This is a genomic window from Caulobacter sp. P1_D6 (genome assembly GCF_056406095.1).
This window is the reverse complement of sequence record NZ_JBFUAW010000037.1, coordinates 18,967-35,890: the sequence shown is the minus strand read 5'-3', so window position 1 is coordinate 35,890 and position 16,924 is coordinate 18,967. Positions and strand designations below refer to the sequence as shown.

General features: G+C 68.6%; 17 protein-coding genes. 11 read left to right on the top strand and 6 right to left on the bottom strand.

The genetic code is table 11. The annotated features are described in order from the left end of the window. Positions 1 to 29: 29 nt before the first annotated feature. The 4 genes from AC1DYP_RS19480 (at position 30) to AC1DYP_RS19465 (ending at position 3,762) form a co-directional block, all read left to right on the top strand. Positions 30 to 602 carry a DUF3617 family protein gene (locus tag AC1DYP_RS19480; protein ID WP_477047728.1) on the top strand — a complete coding sequence of 191 codons (573 nt, stop codon included), beginning with the start codon at positions 30 to 32 and terminating at the stop codon, positions 600 to 602. Between the two features lie 200 nt (positions 603 to 802). Then, positions 803 to 1,099, top strand: coding sequence for a hypothetical protein (locus tag AC1DYP_RS19475; RefSeq protein WP_477047727.1), 297 nt, complete (start codon positions 803 to 805; stop codon positions 1,097 to 1,099). An 80-nt stretch (positions 1,100 to 1,179) separates the two neighbouring features. Then, a complete protein-coding gene (locus AC1DYP_RS19470) occupies positions 1,180 to 2,262 on the top strand; it encodes a glycerophosphodiester phosphodiesterase (RefSeq protein WP_477047726.1) in 1,083 nt (360 codons plus the stop codon). 207 nt (positions 2,263 to 2,469) lie between these two features. After that, complete coding sequence (locus AC1DYP_RS19465; RefSeq protein WP_477047725.1) at positions 2,470 to 3,762, top strand: hypothetical protein; 1,293 nt, start codon at positions 2,470 to 2,472, stop codon at positions 3,760 to 3,762. Between the two features lie 2 nt (positions 3,763 to 3,764). On the opposite strand, the gene AC1DYP_RS19460 is transcribed toward AC1DYP_RS19465, so the two are convergent. Then, complete coding sequence (locus AC1DYP_RS19460; protein WP_477047724.1) at positions 3,765 to 4,829, bottom strand: DUF2855 family protein; 1,065 nt, start codon at positions 4,827 to 4,829, stop codon at positions 3,765 to 3,767. 144 nt (positions 4,830 to 4,973) lie between these two features. Here AC1DYP_RS19460 and AC1DYP_RS19455 point away from each other — a divergent pair, with 144 nt between their 5' ends. The 4 genes from AC1DYP_RS19455 to dnaG all read left to right on the top strand — a co-directional run bounded on the left by AC1DYP_RS19455 (position 4,974) and on the right by dnaG (position 9,317). Then, positions 4,974 to 5,822, top strand: coding sequence for a hypothetical protein (locus AC1DYP_RS19455; RefSeq protein WP_477047723.1), 849 nt, complete (start codon positions 4,974 to 4,976; stop codon positions 5,820 to 5,822). A gap of 63 nt (positions 5,823 to 5,885) precedes the next feature. Continuing rightward, complete coding sequence (locus AC1DYP_RS19450) at positions 5,886 to 6,773, top strand: EamA family transporter (protein WP_477047722.1); 888 nt, start codon at positions 5,886 to 5,888, stop codon at positions 6,771 to 6,773. A 23-nt stretch (positions 6,774 to 6,796) separates the two neighbouring features. After that, positions 6,797 to 7,240 carry a hypothetical protein gene (locus tag AC1DYP_RS19445; protein ID WP_477047721.1) on the top strand — a complete coding sequence of 148 codons (444 nt, stop codon included), beginning with the start codon at positions 6,797 to 6,799 and terminating at the stop codon, positions 7,238 to 7,240. A gap of 103 nt (positions 7,241 to 7,343) precedes the next feature. Beyond that, the gene (dnaG, locus tag AC1DYP_RS19440) at positions 7,344 to 9,317 is read left to right on the top strand and encodes a DNA primase (protein WP_477047720.1); all 1,974 of its coding nucleotides are present in this window, start codon (positions 7,344 to 7,346) and stop codon (positions 9,315 to 9,317) included. A 134-nt stretch (positions 9,318 to 9,451) separates the two neighbouring features. Here dnaG and AC1DYP_RS19435 read toward each other — a convergent pair whose 3' ends face one another. Continuing rightward, a complete protein-coding gene (locus AC1DYP_RS19435) occupies positions 9,452 to 9,739 on the bottom strand; it encodes a GIY-YIG nuclease family protein (RefSeq protein WP_477047719.1) in 288 nt (95 codons plus the stop codon). A gap of 576 nt (positions 9,740 to 10,315) precedes the next feature. On the opposite strand from AC1DYP_RS19435, the gene rpoD reads away from it, so the two are divergent. Then, positions 10,316 to 12,268, top strand: coding sequence for an RNA polymerase sigma factor RpoD (gene rpoD, locus AC1DYP_RS19430; protein WP_477033094.1), 1,953 nt, complete (start codon positions 10,316 to 10,318; stop codon positions 12,266 to 12,268). Between the two features lie 60 nt (positions 12,269 to 12,328). On the opposite strand, the gene AC1DYP_RS19425 is transcribed toward rpoD, so the two are convergent. Together AC1DYP_RS19425 and AC1DYP_RS19420 are read right to left on the bottom strand one after the other, a co-directional pair. After that, complete coding sequence (locus tag AC1DYP_RS19425; RefSeq protein ID WP_477047718.1) at positions 12,329 to 12,517, bottom strand: hypothetical protein; 189 nt, start codon at positions 12,515 to 12,517, stop codon at positions 12,329 to 12,331. Between the two features lie 131 nt (positions 12,518 to 12,648). Then, a complete protein-coding gene (locus tag AC1DYP_RS19420) occupies positions 12,649 to 13,224 on the bottom strand; it encodes a hypothetical protein (RefSeq protein WP_477047717.1) in 576 nt (191 codons plus the stop codon). 278 nt (positions 13,225 to 13,502) lie between these two features. On the opposite strand from AC1DYP_RS19420, the gene AC1DYP_RS19415 reads away from it, so the two are divergent. Then, positions 13,503 to 14,282, top strand: a complete 780-nt coding sequence (locus AC1DYP_RS19415) for an anti-sigma factor family protein (protein WP_477047716.1) — start codon at positions 13,503 to 13,505, stop codon at positions 14,280 to 14,282. A gap of 128 nt (positions 14,283 to 14,410) precedes the next feature. On the opposite strand, the gene AC1DYP_RS19410 is transcribed toward AC1DYP_RS19415, so the two are convergent. Then, positions 14,411 to 14,650 carry a flagellar basal body rod C-terminal domain-containing protein gene (locus tag AC1DYP_RS19410; RefSeq protein WP_477033096.1) on the bottom strand — a complete coding sequence of 80 codons (240 nt, stop codon included), beginning with the start codon at positions 14,648 to 14,650 and terminating at the stop codon, positions 14,411 to 14,413. Positions 14,651 to 14,778: 128 nt separating this feature from the next. Continuing rightward, positions 14,779 to 14,982: a hypothetical protein gene (locus AC1DYP_RS19405; RefSeq protein ID WP_477033097.1), complete on the bottom strand. Its 204-nt coding sequence runs from the start codon at positions 14,980 to 14,982 to the stop codon at positions 14,779 to 14,781. Positions 14,983 to 15,202: 220 nt separating this feature from the next. Here AC1DYP_RS19405 and AC1DYP_RS19400 point away from each other — a divergent pair, with 220 nt between their 5' ends. Beyond that, entirely contained in the window at positions 15,203 to 16,864 is a 1,662-nt protein-coding gene (locus AC1DYP_RS19400; RefSeq protein ID WP_477047715.1) for a M20/M25/M40 family metallo-hydrolase, read from the top strand. The last annotated feature ends 60 nt before the right edge of the window (positions 16,865 to 16,924 follow it).

The window sequence follows — 16,924 nt, the reverse complement described above, 5'->3', positions numbered from 1 at the left end:
GCCGGCCGCCGACCGCGCTAGGATTTGGCATGCGTTCCCTGATCTCGAGTTCACGCGTTCTGATCCCGGCTCTTCTGCTCGGCCTGGGCCCCGTCGCCTTGGGATTGGCCGCCTGCTCGCGGAGCGACGACCGGGCCAGCGATCCGGCGGCGGGCGCGGGCCCTGTCCAGTCGGCCGCCCAGGACGCCGCCCCGGCGGCGGGCGGCCCCAGGACCCTCAAGCCGGGTCTGTGGCGGACCGTGACCCAGAGCCCGACCGGTCCGCAGGACTCGGTCCAGTGCGTGGCCGAGGGCTACGACCCCGGGGCCGAGGCGGCCCGCAAGGTCTCGCCGTGCGGCAGTCCCAACGTGACCCGCACCGCCGACGGCTTCCAGCTGGACCTGGCCTGCGAGAAGGACCACATCAACTACAGCCTGGTCGGCCAGGTGCGGGGCGACTTCGTCACCACCGCCGACACCGACCTGGAACTGGAGGTCTCGGCCTTCGGACGTCGCCAGACCCTGCGCATGAAGGCCGTCAGCACCTACCAGGGGCCTTGCGAGCCAGGACAGAAGGCTGGTCAGGACGCGGATCAAAATATGAGCAAGACGACCGGTCGATAGGCCCGAAAACGGGCGCCGAAATCCCCGCCTCCTGCAAGCCATGGGCCAAGCTGTGGCATGCAGGACACTTAACCCGGCCGATCGCATGGCGCGGCCGAAACCTCGGGAACGGCAGGGCTTGGACCCGCCTTGTATTCACGAGGGCCGGCGCCGCGTTCGGACGCCGCCCGAGGAGTGAAGACGCCATGAATGGTCCGCTCTTGACCGTTGTTCCCGACCACGCCGAGCCGGTCGAGGTCTACAATCTCAGCCGGGGTCCGGAGACCACCACCCAGCGCGTGCAGCGCCTGCAGCGCGAGGCGCGCCTGCTGGCCCGCGAGCAGATCGAGGCCATGGGCCGCGACCTGGAAGACCTGGCCCGCCGGGCCCAGGAGATCGCCGAGGGCGGCGACGCCTATGCGGTCGGCGTGCGCGAGATGTGCTCGCGCCTGGCCTCCGACCTGCCGCAGAAGTCGCAAGGCCTGCTCGCCATCCTGAACCGTTCGGGCAAGGACTAAGCGGCGCTGAACGATCGGTGACGAGAGGTCGCCAAGGGAAGAGGGGGCGGGCTGGTCAAACCGTCACATCGGCGCGCTAGATGGCCGCCATGACCTTGCTGACCCGACGCGCCCTCACGACCGCCGCCCTGGCGGGAACCCTGCTTTCCGGCACGAGCTTCGCCGCCGCGCGGAAGAAGCCGATCGTCATCGCCCACCGGGGCGCCTCGGGCCTGCGTCCGGAGCACACCGAGCTCTCGTACAACCTGGCCATCGACCAGGGCTGCGACTTCATCGAGCCCGACCTGGTGCCGACCAAGGACGGCCACCTGATCGCCCGCCACGAAAACGAGATCGGCGGCACCACCGATGTCGCCTCGCGTCCCGAATTCGCCGACCGCAAGGCCACCAAGACCATCGACGGCCAACAGGTCACCGGCTGGTTCACCGAGGACTTCACCCTGGCCGAGATCAAGACCCTGCGGGCCCGCGAACGGCTGCCGCAGCTGCGTCCGGCCAATACGAAGTACGACGGCCAGGCCTCGCTGCTGACCTTCGACGAGGTCTGGGCCATCGCCAAGGCCGGCAGCCAGCGCACGGGCCGGACGATCGGCGTCTATCCCGAGATGAAACACCCCGGCTACTTCGCCAGGATCGGCCTGCCGGTCGAGGATCGGCTGGTCGCCCTGCTCAAGAAGAACGATCTGGACTCGGCCACCGCCCCGGTCTTCGTCCAGTGCTTCGAGGTCACGCCGCTGAAGACCATCCGCGCCAAGACCAAGGCCCGGCTGGTGCTGCTGACCGCCGGCGAGGGCGGCCCGCCCGACCTGCCGAACGTGACCTATTCCCAGCTGGTCAGCGCCTCGGGCCTGAAGGACGTGGCGCTCTACGCCGACGGCCTGGGCCCGGAGAAGACCCAGATCGTGCCGCAGGACGCGACCAACCTGCTGCCGGCCACCTCGCTGGTGAAGGACGCCCACGCCGCCGGCCTGGCCGTCCACCCCTGGACCGTGCGGGCCGAGAACTATTTCCTGCCCTCGTCCCTGCGCCGCGGCGACGCGGCCGCCGCCGACTACCTGGCCCAGCCGGGCGAGGTCTCGGCGGTCTTCAAGGCCCTGTACGCCGCCGGCGTCGACGGCGTCTTCAGCGACTTCCCGGGCCTGGCGGTCGCCGCGCGGGGTTAGAAGACTTCCGCCAATACCCTGTCATCCCGGACAAGGCCCGCAGGGCCGCCGATCCGGGACCGCCGGAAGCGCTGAGTTCACGCGTCGGTCCCGGATCTTCGCGCTGCGCGCTCGTCCGGGATGACAGCACATACAGAGGCCAGCGCTCTTGCGGTGAGCGGCGACGCGAGGCAGCGTGCGCGCCTTCCTTGCCCTGAGACGCGCTCCATGATCCTCCGCCTCGCCGCCGCGACCGCCGCCTTCGCCCTGCTCGCCGCGCCAGCCCTGGCCGCCCCCGAGGGCGCCAAGCTGGACGTCATCGCCAAGGACTTCGTGCGCCTGACGCTGGAGGCCGGCGAGCGCGAACCCGGCTATGTCGACGCCTATTACGGCCCCGCCGAGTGGGCGACCGCCGCCAAGGCCAAGCCGCGCGAAGTGCCCGCCCTGCGCGCCGAGGCCGACCGGCTGGCCGCCGCCCTGAAGGCCGTGGACGGCGCGGGCCTCAGCCCCGACGAAGTCCGCCGCAAGGCCTTCCTGGCCGGCCAGGTCAAGGCCGCCCAGACCCGCCTGGCCATGCTGGCCGGCGTCAAGTTCAGCTTCCAGGATGAGGCCGAGGGCCTGTTCGGCGTGCGCCCGCCGCTGAAGCCGCTGACCGCCTACGACCCGATCCTGGCCAAGATCGACAAGCTGGTCCCCGGCGAGGGCGACCTGGCCAGCCGCGTCACCGCCTTCCAGGCCAGCTACACGATCCCGACCGACCGGCTGGAGCCGGTGATGAAGGCGGCGATCGCCGAGTGCAAGGCGCGCACGGAGGCCCACATCGCCCTGCCCAAGAACGAGCGCTTCGACCTGTCGTTCGTTACCAAGAAACCCTGGAGCGGCTACAACTGGTACAAGGGCGGCGCCCACAGCCTGATCGAGGTCAACACCGACCTGCCCACCCCGATCAGCCGCGCCGTCGACCTGGGCTGCCACGAGGGCTACCCGGGCCACCACGTGCTGAACGCCCTGCTGGAAGAGAAGCTGACCAAGGCCAAGGGTTGGGTCGAGTTCAGCGTCTATCCGCTCTATTCGCCGCAGTCGCTGATCGCCGAGGGCTCGGCCAATTACGGGATCCGCCTGGCCTTCCCGGGCGACGAGAAACTGGCCTTCGAGCGCAAGACGCTCTACCCGCTGGCCGGGCTGGATCCGGCCACGGCCGCCACCTACGACGCCCTGACCAGCGCCACGGCCGACCTGGCCAGCGTCCAGAACACCATCGCCGACCTCTACCTGTCGGGAAAGCTGGACAAGGAGGCCGCTGTCGCCGCCCTGGCCAAGTACGCCCTGAGCAGCCGCGCCAAGGCCGAGAAATCGCTGAGCTTCATCGAGGGCTATCGCAGCTACGTGATCAACTACAATCTCGGCCAGGACATGGTCCGCGCCCATGTCGAGCGGGCCGGCCCGTCGCAGGACGCCCGCTGGGCCCGGATGGAGGCGGTGATCTCGCAGCCGACCACCCCGGCGGATTTGGCGAAGTAGGCTTAAGGCAGAGGGGCCAAGATCCTTCCCTCTTCGGCGTCGGCCTGGCCGCCCACCACCGCCGCATAGGCCTGCGCCACCGCCTCGGCGCCCACGCCCTCGGTCACCCGCAGCCAGCGCGGCGCGTCGGCGGCGAACGGGGCCCAGGCGGCGTCGTGGCGCTGGTCCAGGCCGCCCGGCCCCCAGTCGGTCGCGCGCTTGCGGATGCGGTCGGGGGCGAAGAAGAACACCGGCTTGGGGCCCGGCAGGACTCCAGCCCCCCGCTCGGCCTCCCAATGCGTGCCGCCGACCAGGCAGGAATAGGCCAGGGCGTCGCCGAACCGCTCGTGGACGACCTTCAGCAGCGGCGCGTCGCCGGCGAAGTCGACCAGCACCACCGGCGCCTCGATCGGCGCCGAAGCGACCTCGTCATAGGTCACGACCTGATCGTAATAACCCAGCCCCTCGACGAAGGCCTTGTTGCGGGCCGAGGTCAGGCCGACCACGCGCGCCTTGCCCCGTTGCTTGAGCTGGAAGGCCAGGCTGATCGCCGTCTTGCTGGAAGCGCTGGTCAGCACCACCGACCGCGCCCCGAACAGGTCGTTCTCATCGAGAAAGTCCTCGATCAGGAAGCCGGTGATGAACAGCGGCCGCAGCAAGGCCTGATAGTCCTCGGCCGGGTCGGCCGCGCCCACCGCCTGATACTGGTTGTAGACCGGCGGCAGGCCCTGACGGTGCGGGGCGACGTCTGCGAAGCCGGTCCGGGTCTTGCGCGGCGTCACCGTCAGGTGGGTCGACATCGGATAGTAGCCGTAGAACCGCTGGCCGATGGCCAGGTCCGGGTGGTTGGAGGCCTCGACCCGCGCATGGCCCCAGACCGGGATCCGCCCCCAGCCCTCCGGCCCGGGGAAGAACTCCCAGTAGCGCATCGCCTCGCCGAACACCGCGTAGGTGACGTTGTTGGAGGTCAGGGCGAAGCGCTCGATCGCCAACCGCGCCTCGCCGTCGGCCAGGGCCGGCGGATCGCTGGGCGCGACCCTGGCCTGTCGGAAGTCGGCCTTGCCGACCAGGAAATCCCAGGTGGACATCGTCATGGCTCCCTTGCTCGGCGCAAGCTAAACGCCTTCCATGACAGAACGTCAAACAGATGTTTGAATTTCAAGGGTCGAGCTTCGCCGCTTGACGGCCACATTGGCGGGATCACTCTAGGGACGGCCTTTGGAGGACTGGCTATGGCAAGGCGAGGATCGTCGGGTCCCATCGCGCTCGCGGCGCTGTTGGCGCTGGCGACGCCCGCCGTGGCGGCGGCGCAGAGCGACACGCTGAGCAAGACCCAGGCGCGCGCCCTGCCGCCCGCCGAACTGACCCACAGGGTGATGGACCTGGTCGCCGACCTGCTGACCCCGTCCGATCCCCGCCCCTCGCCCGGCCGCACGCCGACTAAGCCGTTGCGCGACCTGGCCTTCCAGGCGGCCCCCCGCGCCACCTGGGCCCCGGGGGTCTGCGCCCGCGACGGCGTGGTCGTGACCTTCGAGCCGGCCCAGAAAAGCGAAGGGGAAGCCGAGCGCGGCGCCGACACCCCCATGCGCGCGGCCAGCCTCAAGGCCAGCACCCGTTATCACATGGTGGCCCCACCGGCCCGCGAGGACGACTATTACGACGGCCCGCCGCCGCCCGAGGCCCAGGCGGCTTGCGCCCGGCTGGCCGGCCAGGAGGAGGTGAGCTTCTTCTCCGCCCCGACCGCCGAGGCGGCGTTGAGCGGCGCCTGGTGGCTGACCCGCGCGGCCGAGGGCGCGGTCACCCCGGACCCGCCCTTCGAGATCGACTGCCGGGTGGCGACGGCGACGCCGGAATCCTGTCCCGCGATCCTTCGTCGCCTGACCGTGGCCGACATCCGCTCGGTCTGGCCCTGTCCCGACGAGCGTCGCCCGACCGAGACCCTGCGCTGTTGGACGATGAAGGTCTGGCCGGCCGACAAGACCTACGAGCTGCGGGTGTTCGCCTCGAAGGGCCCCGGCGCCGCGATCGCGCGCATCGAGGTCGATGAACAGGTCCTGACGGGCGAAAGCCTGATGGAATAGCCAAACCGGCATGGCGTCGCTTGGGCCGAGCGCCTAGATACGGCGGATCCCCGGAGCCCGCCGATGTCCCTGCCGCTGCGCCACTTCCTGCTCGCCCTGGCCGTGGTGGCGGTGTGGGGCACCAATTTCGTGGTCATCCGCGTGGCGCTGGACCATCTGCCGCCGCTGCTGTTCGCCACACTTCGCTTCACCCTGGTGCTGTTGCCGGTGGTGTTCTTCGTCAAGCGGCCGCAGGTGCCTTGGACCAACCTGGCCGCCTATGGCGTGCTGATCGGGGCGGGGCAGTTCGGCCTGCTGTTCGTGGCCATGAAGGGCCACATCTCGCCGGGTCTGGCCTCGCTGGTGGTGCAGACCCAGGTGTTCTTCACCATCGGCATGGCCATGAAGATCAGCGGCGAGAAGGTGCAGCCGTTCCAGATCGTCGCCCTGCTGCTGGCCGCCTCGGGCATCGTGCTGATCGCCGCGCACGGCGGCGGGGCGGCCACGCCCCTGGGCGTGCTGCTGATCCTGCTGGCCGCCACCAGCTGGGCCGGCGGCAACATCGTCGCCCGCCAGGCCGGCACGGTGAACATGCTGGCCTATGTGGTCTGGGCCAGCCTGTTCTCGATCCCGCCGCTGTTCCTGATGTCGCTGTGGCTGGAAGGCTGGTCGGCCATGGTCGCCGGCGTCAGAAACGCCGACGCCCTGACCTGGGGCGCGGTGGCCTGGCAGGCGGTGGGCAACACCATGTTCGGCTACGCGGCCTGGGGCTGGCTGCTGGCCCGCCACCCGGCCGCCACCGTCACGCCGATGGCCCTGCTGGTGCCGGTGTTCGGCATGGGCGCCTCGGCGATCCTGCTGCACGAAAGCCTGCCGCTCTGGAAGCTGGCGGCCGCGGCCCTGGTGCTGACGGGGTTGGCGGTGAACATGCTGTGGCCGAAGGTCCGGACGCGGTTTGTGATGTCGGTCTAGAACCTGTGCGAAGAGGATCGAGCATGATCATCCACCGACGAGGCATCCTGGGTCTTGGCGCGGCCTTGGCGCTCGGCGGCGTAGGGACGGCACGGGCGATCACCTACGCGCCGCCCGAGCGCTGGCTCTATTTCGACTACGGCTCCGCCGAACTGAGCCCCGAAGCGGTTCAGATCATCATCGGGATGAAATCCGAGTTCGACGCATGGGCCGGCCCATCCCAGATCGCCCGCTATGAGCTCATCGGATCGATCGACGGCAAGGAGACCGCTGCGCGCTTGAAGCCGCTGGTCGGACGGCGGATCGAAGCGGTCACCAAGGTCATGCTGACCAGCGGCGTCACGCCGGTGCAGATTTCCGTTCGCCGAGCCATTCCCGGCGACTTCCCGCACTTTGAACGTGGAGAAGAGCAGCCTCTCGCCCGCGCCGTCCATGTTCAGCGGCCCTTCGTCGTTCATATACCCTGAGAATCCGCCCGGCTTATCCACAAGCCTCGCCGCAGCTCTGGACGAACCCATCATCCGGCGTGCGAAATCCGCCGGCTCGGCCTATGCTCACGCCTAATCCGCCATGCGTTTCGACGACCACTTCCTTGACGAACTGAAGACCCGTCTTCGCCCTTCCGACGTGATCGGAAAGTCGGTGAAGCTGCGGCGGCAGGGGCGCGAATATGCGGGGCTGTCGCCGTTCACCAAGGAGAAGAGCCCGTCGTTCTTCGTCAACGACGACAAGGGCTTCTACCACTGCTTCTCCAGCGGCAAGCACGGCGACATCATCTCCTACCTGCAGGAGACCGAGCGGCTGACCTTCACCGAGGCGGTGGAACGGCTGGCGGCCGAGGCCGGCATGGCCCTGCCCGAGCCCGACGCCCGCGCGGCCCAGGAAGACAAGAAGCGCGCCGGCCTCGGCGACTGGATGGAGCTGGCCTCGGCCTGGTTCGAAAGCGAGCTGCGTCGCCCCGTCGGCCAGGCCGCCCGCGACTACCTGGCCCGCCGCGCCCTGCCCGAGGACCAGTGGAGCCGCTTCCGCATCGGCTTCTCGCCCAACAACCGCACGGGGCTGAAGGACTACCTGATCGCCAAGGGCGCCAAGCCGGCCGAGCTGGTCGACGCGGGCCTGCTGATCGCGCCCGAGGACGGCGGCGCGCCCTATGACCGCTTCCGCGACCGGATCATCTTCCCGATCACCGACACCCGGGGCCGGGTGGTGTCGTTCGGCGGCCGGGCCATGGATCCCGCCGCCCGCGCCAAGTACCTGAACGGGCCGGAGACCACGCTCTTCCACAAGGGCCGGCTGCTGTACGGCCTGTACGAGGCCCGCAAGCTGCTGCACGCCGCCCAGGCCGCCGCGCCCACCGAACAGACCCCGATGCTGGTGGTCGAAGGCTATATGGACGTCATCGCCTGCCAGCGGGCGGGCCTGCCGGCCGTGGCGCCGATGGGCACGGCCATGACCGAGGAGCAGATGGAGGTGCTGTGGCGCCTGCATCCCGAGCCCACCCTCAGCTTCGACGGCGACAAGGCCGGCCAACGCGCCGCCGCCCGCGCCATCGACCGCGCCCTGCCGCTGCTCAAGCCCGGCCGCTCGTTCAAGTTCTCGATCGTGACCGGCGGCAAGGACCCCGACGACGTGCTGCGCGAGCAGGGCGCGGCGGCGCTGAAGAGCCAGCTGACCCAGACCACGCCGTTCGTCGAGGCGCTGTTCAATCGCGAGCGCGACCTGGAGCCGCTCGATACGCCCGAGCGCAAGGCCGGCCTCAAGCAGCGCCTGCGCGCCGCCGCCGGGACCATCGCCGACAAGGACCTGGCCGCCGCCTATCGCGACGACCTCTACGCCAAGCTGGACGCCCTGTTTCCCAAGCCCGCCTTCGGCGGGGGGCAAGAGGGCGGCCAGAGGAACGCTCCAAAACGCGGTGGCCAATCGCGATTCTTCAAGGGCAACCCGGACACCTACGACGCGCCGGTGAATGAATTTGTTCCCTATTCGGCAGGTTCCAAAGATCCAGCAAAGGTCTTCAGAAATGTAGTCCCCGGCGCCAAAGAACGGGCTCTTTACACGCTCAAGCCCTTTCACGCCGCCGTGGCCATCGCGGCGCTGGATCATCCGGCCTGGGCTCGCCCCTATGACGAGGCCATCGAACGGATCGGCTTCGGCGATCCGCGCCTAGCTCCGCTGGCGACCGAACTATTCGACGCCCTGTCCGAAGGCATCGGCGACGACACCCCGTTCCGCGCCATCCTCGACCGCAAGGGTCTGGGCGGTCAGGTCGCAGAGGTCGAGCGCGTGGCCTCGGGCATCGGCGCCCCGTTCCTCGACCCGCAAATGGACCCCCACCGTGCCAAGACTTTGTGGTCGGCCTGCTACGAGGCCCTGGTCGAGATCGGCGATAGCGAACGCGCCCTCGATTCTCTGCGCCGTGAGGCCGTCACCGCCGGCACTCTGTCGGCCACCCGCGACCTGCGCACCCGGATCGGCGTACTCGAACGCCAGATCAGCGGCCTGGAGTTCTGGGAAGCGCCTGCAACCACGGTCAAGATCACGTAAATTTAGCCGTCTCCCCGGCGAAGGCCGGGGCCCAGATCGAACCCAGGGACGACGGTGGAGCGGCGCGGCCCAATGGCGGGCCACCCCAAAGGCTCCGAATGAATCTGGGCCCCGGCCTTCGCCGGGGAGACGGGCTATTGGTTTAGGGTCTCGTAAAGGTCGACCCACTCGGGGTTCCGCTCTTCGATCGCCCTAAGCTTCCATCTCCGCTTCCACTCCTTCATCCGCCGCTCAAGGATCAACGCGCTCTCGCGACTGTCGCAGACCTCGTACCAGACCAGGATCTGGCAGCCGTACTTCGCCGTGAACCGCGAACCGTCCGCCTCCTTGTGCTCCCAGACACGGCGCTGCAGGTCATCGGTCGAACCGGTGTAGAGCGTGCCGTTACGACGGCTGGCGACGATGTAGACGAAGAAGGCCATGGCTGAGCCTCACTCGCAACCAACCGTCGGCAAAGCATAAAAACCTCCGTTTCCCCGGCGAAGGCCGGGGCCCAGATTCATCCAGAGCCTCTGGGGTTGATGCGCCAACAGGCCACGCGCACTCGCTAGCGCTCGCGGGTTCGATCTGGACCCCGGCCTTCGCCGGGGAGACGGATTCAAAGTCATCCCATCTTGACTCACGCGTCATGCAACGCCATCTGGCGACTCAAGGATTTGCCACGCTGCTGATTGACATCGCTCGGGCCGCCATTTTCATGCGCGCGCCCTCCTTGAAACAGGATGTCACCCTCGCCGCCGCCAGGTCCCAGTGGCTGCCGAAACCCCTCAAGGGTCGACGCTGATCGCGCCCGAAGGCAACGCCTCCGCAAAGAGCCCAGCTCGCGGAGCGTTAGGTCATGGCTCTTCGGCGTATGTCAGGCGTTTATCTTGAGAATTTTTTCAGCGGTTCACTGGACAGCTTGCTCGGACGACAGGGCGCGATGCGCAGGCGACCCATCACGTACACATTTCTCGACGCGCGCCGCGTATCGGCGCCGCGTCGTTTCGGAGACCTGAATGAGCACCAATTCCTCGGCCGAGACGGAAGCGCCTGAAGCCACCGGCGGCGACGGTCCCCTGCTCGACCTGACCGACGCCGGCGTCAAGAAGTTCATCAAGCAGGCCAAGGCCCGCGGCTACGTCACGATGGACGAGCTGAACAAGGTCCTCCCGTCCGAGGAAGTGACCTCCGAGGCCATCGAAGACACCCTCGCCATGCTGAGCGAGATGGGCGTCAACGTGGTCGAGGCCGAAGAAGACGCCGAGACCTCGGAAGGCGGCGAAGTCGTCGCCCGCGAGGACAACCAACAGGTCATCACCAGCGACAAGCCGGCGGCCTACGACCGCACGGACGACCCGGTGCGCATGTACCTGCGCGAGATGGGTTCGGTCGAGCTGCTGTCGCGCGAGGGCGAAATCGCCATCGCCAAGCGCATCGAGGCCGGCCGCGACACCATGATCCGGGGTCTGTGCGAAAGCGCCCTGACCTTCGAAGCCATCATGGTCTGGCGCGAGGAGCTGGGCACCGGCCGCATCCTGCTGCGCGAAGTGATCGACCTGGAAGGCACCTACGCCGCGATCAACGGCGTGGCCGCCGCGCCCGCCGCCGAGGAAGAGCCGGCCGAGCCGGTCGACGAGGAAGCCGCCGGCGAAGCCAAGCCCGAGGGCGAAGGCGACGACGACGACGATTTCGACGACGGCGCCGGCCCGACGGTCAGCGCCATGGAAGGCGAGCTGCGCGAAGGCGTGATGGCCATCCTCGACGCGATCGCCAGCGAGTTCGAGACCTTCCGCAAGCTGCAGGACAAGCTGGTCGGCAGCCGCCTGAAGGGCGCGGACCTGAGCGACGCCGACCGCAAGGCCTATGAAGGCCTGTCGACGACGATCATCCAGCACCTGAAGACGCTGAAGCTGAACAACAACCGCATCGAGGCGCTGGTCGAGCAGCTCTATGCGATCAACAAGCGCCTGATCGGCCTGGAAGGCCGCCTGCTGCGCCTGGCCGACAGCTACGGCATCAGCCGCAGTGAGTTCCTGAAGGCCTATTTCGGTTCGGAGCTGAACCCGAACTGGGTCGACCAGGTGAAAGCCATGGGCGTGCGCTGGACCAAGTTCGTCGAGAACGACGTCAACTCGGTCAGCGACATCCGCCAGGAGATCGCGGCGCTGGCCACCGAGACCGGCGTGCCGATCGACGACTATCGCCGCATCGTCCAGACCGTGCAGAAGGGCGAGCGCGAGGCCCGTCAGGCCAAGAAGGAGATGGTGGAAGCCAACCTCCGTCTCGTGATCTCGATCGCCAAGAAGTACACCAACCGCGGCCTGCAGTTCCTGGACCTGATCCAGGAAGGCAACATCGGCCTGATGAAGGCCGTCGATAAGTTCGAGTATCGCCGCGGCTACAAGTTCTCGACCTACGCCACCTGGTGGATCCGTCAGGCGATCACCCGCTCGATCGCCGACCAGGCGCGAACCATCCGCATCCCGGTGCACATGATCGAGACGATCAACAAGATCGTCCGCACCAGCCGCCAGATGCTGCACGAGATCGGCCGCGAGCCGACCCCGGAAGAGCTGGCCGAAAAGCTGGCCATGCCGCTGGAGAAGGTGCGCAAGGTCCTGAAGATCGCCAAGGAGCCGATCTCGCTCGAAACCCCGATCGGGGACGAGGAAGACAGCCACCTGGGCGACTTCATCGAGGACAAGAACGCCATCCTGCCGATCGACGCGGCCATCCAGTCCAACCTGCGGGAAACCACCACCCGCGTGCTGGCCTCGCTGACCCCGCGTGAAGAGCGCGTGCTGCGCATGCGCTTCGGCATCGGCATGAACACCGACCACACCCTGGAAGAGGTCGGCCAGCAGTTCTCGGTCACCCGCGAACGGATCCGCCAGATCGAGGCCAAGGCCCTGCGCAAGCTCAAGCACCCCTCGCGGTCGCGCAAGCTGCGGAGCTTCCTGGACTCCTAAGGGTCTCGACAGGATCTGAAATCAAACGCCCGTCCCGGGAAACCGGGGCGGGCGTTTTCGTTAGCTGTTCTTGGTGTCGCGACCATCCGGCTCGCGGGCAACGCCCTTGAACGGTCCCTCGGAGGACTTGCGCTCCATGAAGTGGCCCGTTCCTTCGTCCCGCTTCTGCCAGTCGCCATTTTCATGCTGAAACTGGGTGCGTCCAATCACAGCGCCGCGTCGAAATCCATCACCCGTATTCTTGGCCATTGAAGCCTCCTAAACAGGAACATTTAGGGAACAATGGGCATGAATCGGCGACCAGTCAAGCCTGGTTCGCATTCCGCAAGCCAAAGGGCGGTCCTTTCGGAACCGCCCCGGAAGTCGGCAGAACGGAAGGCCTAGTTGCGGACGTTGGCGTCGGTCGCGGCGCCGGTGTTGACCGAGGCCCCCGCGCCGTCGCGGTTGGCCGAGCCGGACACGCCGACCGAGCCGGCGCCGTTGGCCCCGCCACGGTTGGTCCCCGCGCCGGTCGCGGTCCCTCCATTCAGCGAACCGGAGACGCCGTCGCCGGACAGGTCGCCGGCCGCGTTGGCCGCGCCCGAGGCGTTGACGGTCGCCGAGCCGGCCGTATCGCTGGCCGAGCCGACGACGGCGTCGGCCGCCGAGCGGCCTTTCTTGACGGTGCGTCCGGTGGTCTCGCGCGTGGTCTGGACCGCGTCGCCGGCGCTCTGGCGCGTGCGTTCGGTCGTGCTCTGCAGACGCGAGGTCAGGCCGTCGGTGTCGGGATTGACCTGGCCGGAGCCGCTCAAACCACCGCTCAGGCCGCCGCCCACCTGGCCCGACAGCCCGCCGACCGCGCCGCCCAATCCGCCCGAAGCGCCGCCGGATCCGCCGAGAATCTGGGCCTGAACCATCGGGGCCGAGAGCAGGACGACCGCCGTCGCGGCGCCCGTGAGGAAGGAAGTCTTACGCATCTTCTTCTCCTATCGATCGACGAGGTGGGCGACTTTCACGGTCGCCTCTCGACGGTCAGAACGCGGCTGAAGGCGTTTGCTTCCCCGCGGCGAAGATCATTTTCGCTCGCCAAATCGTCCGCCCTTCAGGACTTCAACCTTGAGGAACTCCCGCGACGCGGGGCTCGAAGTCGCTGGCGGGCGTCGCGGGGGCCAAGAAACATCTGACTCCGGACCGACGAACTGGCGACCCGCCCGCCTCGCGGCTAGAGTGTAGGGAGCGACCAAGGAGCCCCGCCATGACCGTTCCCGACGAAGAGGTCTTCGCCTTTGTCGACGGCGAGCTGCCGCCCGAGGCCATGGCCCGGATCGAGGCGGCCATGGCGACCGATCCGCAGCTGGCCCTGAGGGTCGAAACCCAGCGTTCCCTGCGCCGCCTGCTGTCGGGCGCCCATGCCGGGGTCGGGCGGCAAGCCGAGGCCCGGGGGGCCACGACCGCCGCCAAGCCGCCGCCCACGTCCAAGCCGGCCGAGGTGATCGCCTTCCCCGGCGCCCAGGCCAAGGCCAAGAAGGCGAAGGAGAAGGCCAAGCCGCGCGACCCCAAGCTGGCCAAGCCGGCCGGCGCGGCGAAACAAGGCATACCCGCCTGGGTCGGCCTGACCGCCTGCCTGGTCGCCGGCCTGGTGATCGGCCGCCTGGCCGCGCCGTCGCCCGTCACCCTGAGCGGGGCGGACGATCCGGCCCCGCTGGCCGCCGGCCCGCTGGCCAAGGCGCTGAACACCCTGGATTCGGGCCAGGCCGCCGGACCGGTGCGCATCGGCCAGTCGTTCAGGACCCCGTCGGGCTTCTATTGCCGGTCGTTCCAAGCCTCGGGCCGCTCGTCCATCGCCGGGGTGGCCTGCCGGGACCCGGACGCCTGGCGCGTGCGGGCCGTCAGCCCCGCCAACGCCAGCCCGAGCGGCCCACAGATCCCGGCGGCCATCGTGGCCGCCGTCGACTCGATGCGCGCCGGCCCGCCGCTGGACCCCGCCGGCGAGGCCAAGGCCAAGGCGGCCGGCTGGAAGCCAGGCGCTCGATAAAACGCGCTCGATAAAAGGGGGCCGCCCCCCGGCGGAGCCGGAGGGCGGCGGGTCCGAGTCCGCGCAGGGGGGAATGCGGGATGGGCTCGGACCGGCTCGAGCCGGGCTCTCCGGTGTTACCCGGTAACCTAGACCTTCATGTCCAGGAGGGCGCCCGTCATCTCGTCGGCGGTCTTGATGACCGCGGCGTTGGCTGTGAAATCCGTCTTGGCCGAGACCTGTTCGACGGCCTCGTGCGCCAGGTCGACCTTCTGCTCGGCCTGGCTCTGTTCCAGTCCCCAAGCGGCGGTGCGTTGAGCGCTGGCGCTGAGTCGGTCGGCGGCGGCGAACATGCCCGCGGCGGCGGTGTTGAGGACCTGCACGACCATCTCCCTGGTTGCCGGGCCAATGTCCGATGCATCGGTTAATCGGTGTTCACCAAAAAGGGTGAAGTTACACGGTTAACGTCCGAGGCCGGGTTCGGCGACGGTCGCGCCCAGCAATTTCGGGATTGGCGCTAGGCGCTGATGTTGACCAGCGTGCCGGTCAGCTCGCCGGTGGCCTGGCCGAGGGCGGCGCCCGCCGCGGCCGTCATCTTGACGTTGGTCTGGGCCACGGCCAGTTGCGTGAGGTCGGCCGCAGCCGCGCTCTGGGCCTGGGCCGCGTCCGAGGAGGCCGGGCGTTGGACGGGAGCGCTGAAACGGTTGGCGGCGATCTGCACGACGTCTTCCTCTGGAGAGGCCGCCAACCTCGTCCCGAACCCGTTAATCACGGCTGACCAAAGACGGTAAACGCCGCTCATGCCTGGATAACGCGTTCTTTCGATGTTGTTTTTCCAGGAAGATTACAAAACGTTCAGGTTCCCAAACCTCGACAATCCGCCCCGCTCTAGCCAAGGTTCGCCCCTTCGCGGGCTCGGCCCGTATTTGGAGCCTGCCTTGATGCCGTTCTCCCGTCGCGCCGCGCTCGCCGGCGTCACCCTGCTGCTGACCGTCCAGCCCGCCCTCGCGGCCCCCGCCGCCAAGGCGAAACCCGCCGCGACCAAGGCCGCCGCCCCCGCCTTCACGCCATCGGCGGCCGCCATCAAGGCGCATATGAGCTTCCTGGCCGACGACCTGCTGGAAGGCCGCGAGTCCGGAACCCGCGGCTACGATATCGCCGCCAACTACGTGGCCTCGCAATATGCGGTGATGGGCGTCAAGCCGGCCGGCGACAACGGCTCCTATCTGCAGCAGGTGCCCCTGACGGCCTACCGGTCCGCCAACGAGGGCGGCGTGTCCTACACCGGCGCCGACGGCAAGTCGGGCGCCCTGGCCTTCGGCGAGGACTACCTGCCCTCGGCCCAGGCCCGCCAGGCCGAGACCTCGGTCACCGCCCCGCTGGTCTTCGTCGGCTATGGCGTCGTCGCCCCCGAACGCGGCCGCGACGACTACGCGGGCCTGGACGTGAAGGGCAAGATCGTCGTCCTGCTGAGCGGCGCCCCCAGCGGCCTGCAGACCGAGATCCGCGCCCACTACAGCAACACCAACGTCAAGCGCGCCGAAGCCGCCAAGCGCGGCGCGGTCGGCGTCCTGACCATGCCGACCACCAGCTCCGAGAAGCGCCGCCCGTTCGCGCGCGGCATCGGCAACTACCAGGAATGGCGGATGACCTGGAACGACGCCAAGGGCGTCGCCTATGTCCGCGGCGCCGAGGCGCCGGGCCTGGCCAGCCTGAGCCTGAAGGGCGCCGCCAAGCTGTTCTCGGGTGCGCCGACCTCGCTTGACGACGTGCTGGCCGCCGCCGAGACGCCGGACGGCGCGGTCAAGGGCTTCGACCTGCCCACCAACGTCACCGTCCAGCTGAAGACCGAGATCGAGAAGCGCCAGAGCAGCAACGTGGTCGGCCTGATCGAGGGCTCGGACCCGACGCTGAAGGCCCAGACCATCATCCTTTCCGCCCACCTCGACCACCTGGGCATCCACGGCAAGGACGCCGACAAGATCAACAACGGCGCGCTCGACAACGCCTCGGGCATCGCCACGATGCTGGAGGTGGCGCGGGGCTTCAAGGAAGCCAAGACCAAGCCCAAGCGCTCGGTGGTGCTGCTGGCCGTCACGGCCGAGGAGAAGGGCCTGATCGGCTCGGAATACTTCGCCAACAACCCCACCGTGCCGAAGGCCGGCATCGCCGCCGACGTCAATCTGGACATGCCGGTGCTGCTGTACGACTTCCAGGACGTAATCGCCTTCGGCGCCGACCGCTCGACGATCGGCCCGGCCGTGGCCCGCGCCGCCGGCCGCGTCGGCATCACCCTGTCGGCCGACCCGATGCCGGAAGAAGGCCTGTTCACCCGCTCGGACCACTACCGCTTCGTCGAGCAGGGCGTGCCGTCGGTGTTCCTGATGACCGGCTTCAAGAACGGCGGCGAGAAGGGCTTCAAGGACTTCCTGGCCACCCACTACCACAAGCCCAACGACGACCTGAACCAGCCGATCAACTACGAGGCCGGGGCCCGCTTCGCCCTGGTCAACTACCAGATCGCCCGCGAACTGGCCGACATGCCGGCCCGTCCGGCCTGGAACAAGGGCGACTTCTTCGGGACCCTGTTCGGCAAGAAGTAGGGACCGATCCACGATCGGGGACAGGCGCATGCGCCTGTCCCCATCAGTTGGCTTGACCCC

Excerpts from the sequence above, each read along its gene's own strand:
- AC1DYP_RS19480 (WP_477047728.1), top strand. The coding sequence starts at position 30 with ATGCGTTCCCTGATCTCGAGTTCACGCGTTCTGATCCCGGCTCTTCTG.
- AC1DYP_RS19470 (WP_477047726.1), top strand. The coding sequence starts at position 1,180 with ATGGCCGCCATGACCTTGCTGACCCGACGCGCCCTCACGACCGCCGCC.
- AC1DYP_RS19465 (WP_477047725.1), top strand. The coding sequence starts at position 2,470 with ATGATCCTCCGCCTCGCCGCCGCGACCGCCGCCTTCGCCCTGCTCGCC.
- AC1DYP_RS19460 (WP_477047724.1), bottom strand. The coding sequence starts at position 4,829 with ATGTCCACCTGGGATTTCCTGGTCGGCAAGGCCGACTTCCGACAGGCC.
- AC1DYP_RS19455 (WP_477047723.1), top strand. The coding sequence starts at position 4,974 with ATGGCAAGGCGAGGATCGTCGGGTCCCATCGCGCTCGCGGCGCTGTTG.
- AC1DYP_RS19450 (WP_477047722.1), top strand. The coding sequence starts at position 5,886 with ATGTCCCTGCCGCTGCGCCACTTCCTGCTCGCCCTGGCCGTGGTGGCG.
- AC1DYP_RS19445 (WP_477047721.1), top strand. The coding sequence starts at position 6,797 with ATGATCATCCACCGACGAGGCATCCTGGGTCTTGGCGCGGCCTTGGCG.
- dnaG (WP_477047720.1), top strand. The coding sequence starts at position 7,344 with ATGCGTTTCGACGACCACTTCCTTGACGAACTGAAGACCCGTCTTCGC.
- AC1DYP_RS19435 (WP_477047719.1), bottom strand. The coding sequence starts at position 9,739 with ATGGCCTTCTTCGTCTACATCGTCGCCAGCCGTCGTAACGGCACGCTC.
- rpoD (WP_477033094.1), top strand. The coding sequence starts at position 10,316 with ATGAGCACCAATTCCTCGGCCGAGACGGAAGCGCCTGAAGCCACCGGC.
- AC1DYP_RS19425 (WP_477047718.1), bottom strand. The coding sequence starts at position 12,517 with ATGGCCAAGAATACGGGTGATGGATTTCGACGCGGCGCTGTGATTGGA.
- AC1DYP_RS19420 (WP_477047717.1), bottom strand. The coding sequence starts at position 13,224 with ATGCGTAAGACTTCCTTCCTCACGGGCGCCGCGACGGCGGTCGTCCTG.
- AC1DYP_RS19415 (WP_477047716.1), top strand. The coding sequence starts at position 13,503 with ATGACCGTTCCCGACGAAGAGGTCTTCGCCTTTGTCGACGGCGAGCTG.
- AC1DYP_RS19410 (WP_477033096.1), bottom strand. The coding sequence starts at position 14,650 with ATGGTCGTGCAGGTCCTCAACACCGCCGCCGCGGGCATGTTCGCCGCC.
- AC1DYP_RS19400 (WP_477047715.1), top strand. The coding sequence starts at position 15,203 with ATGCCGTTCTCCCGTCGCGCCGCGCTCGCCGGCGTCACCCTGCTGCTG.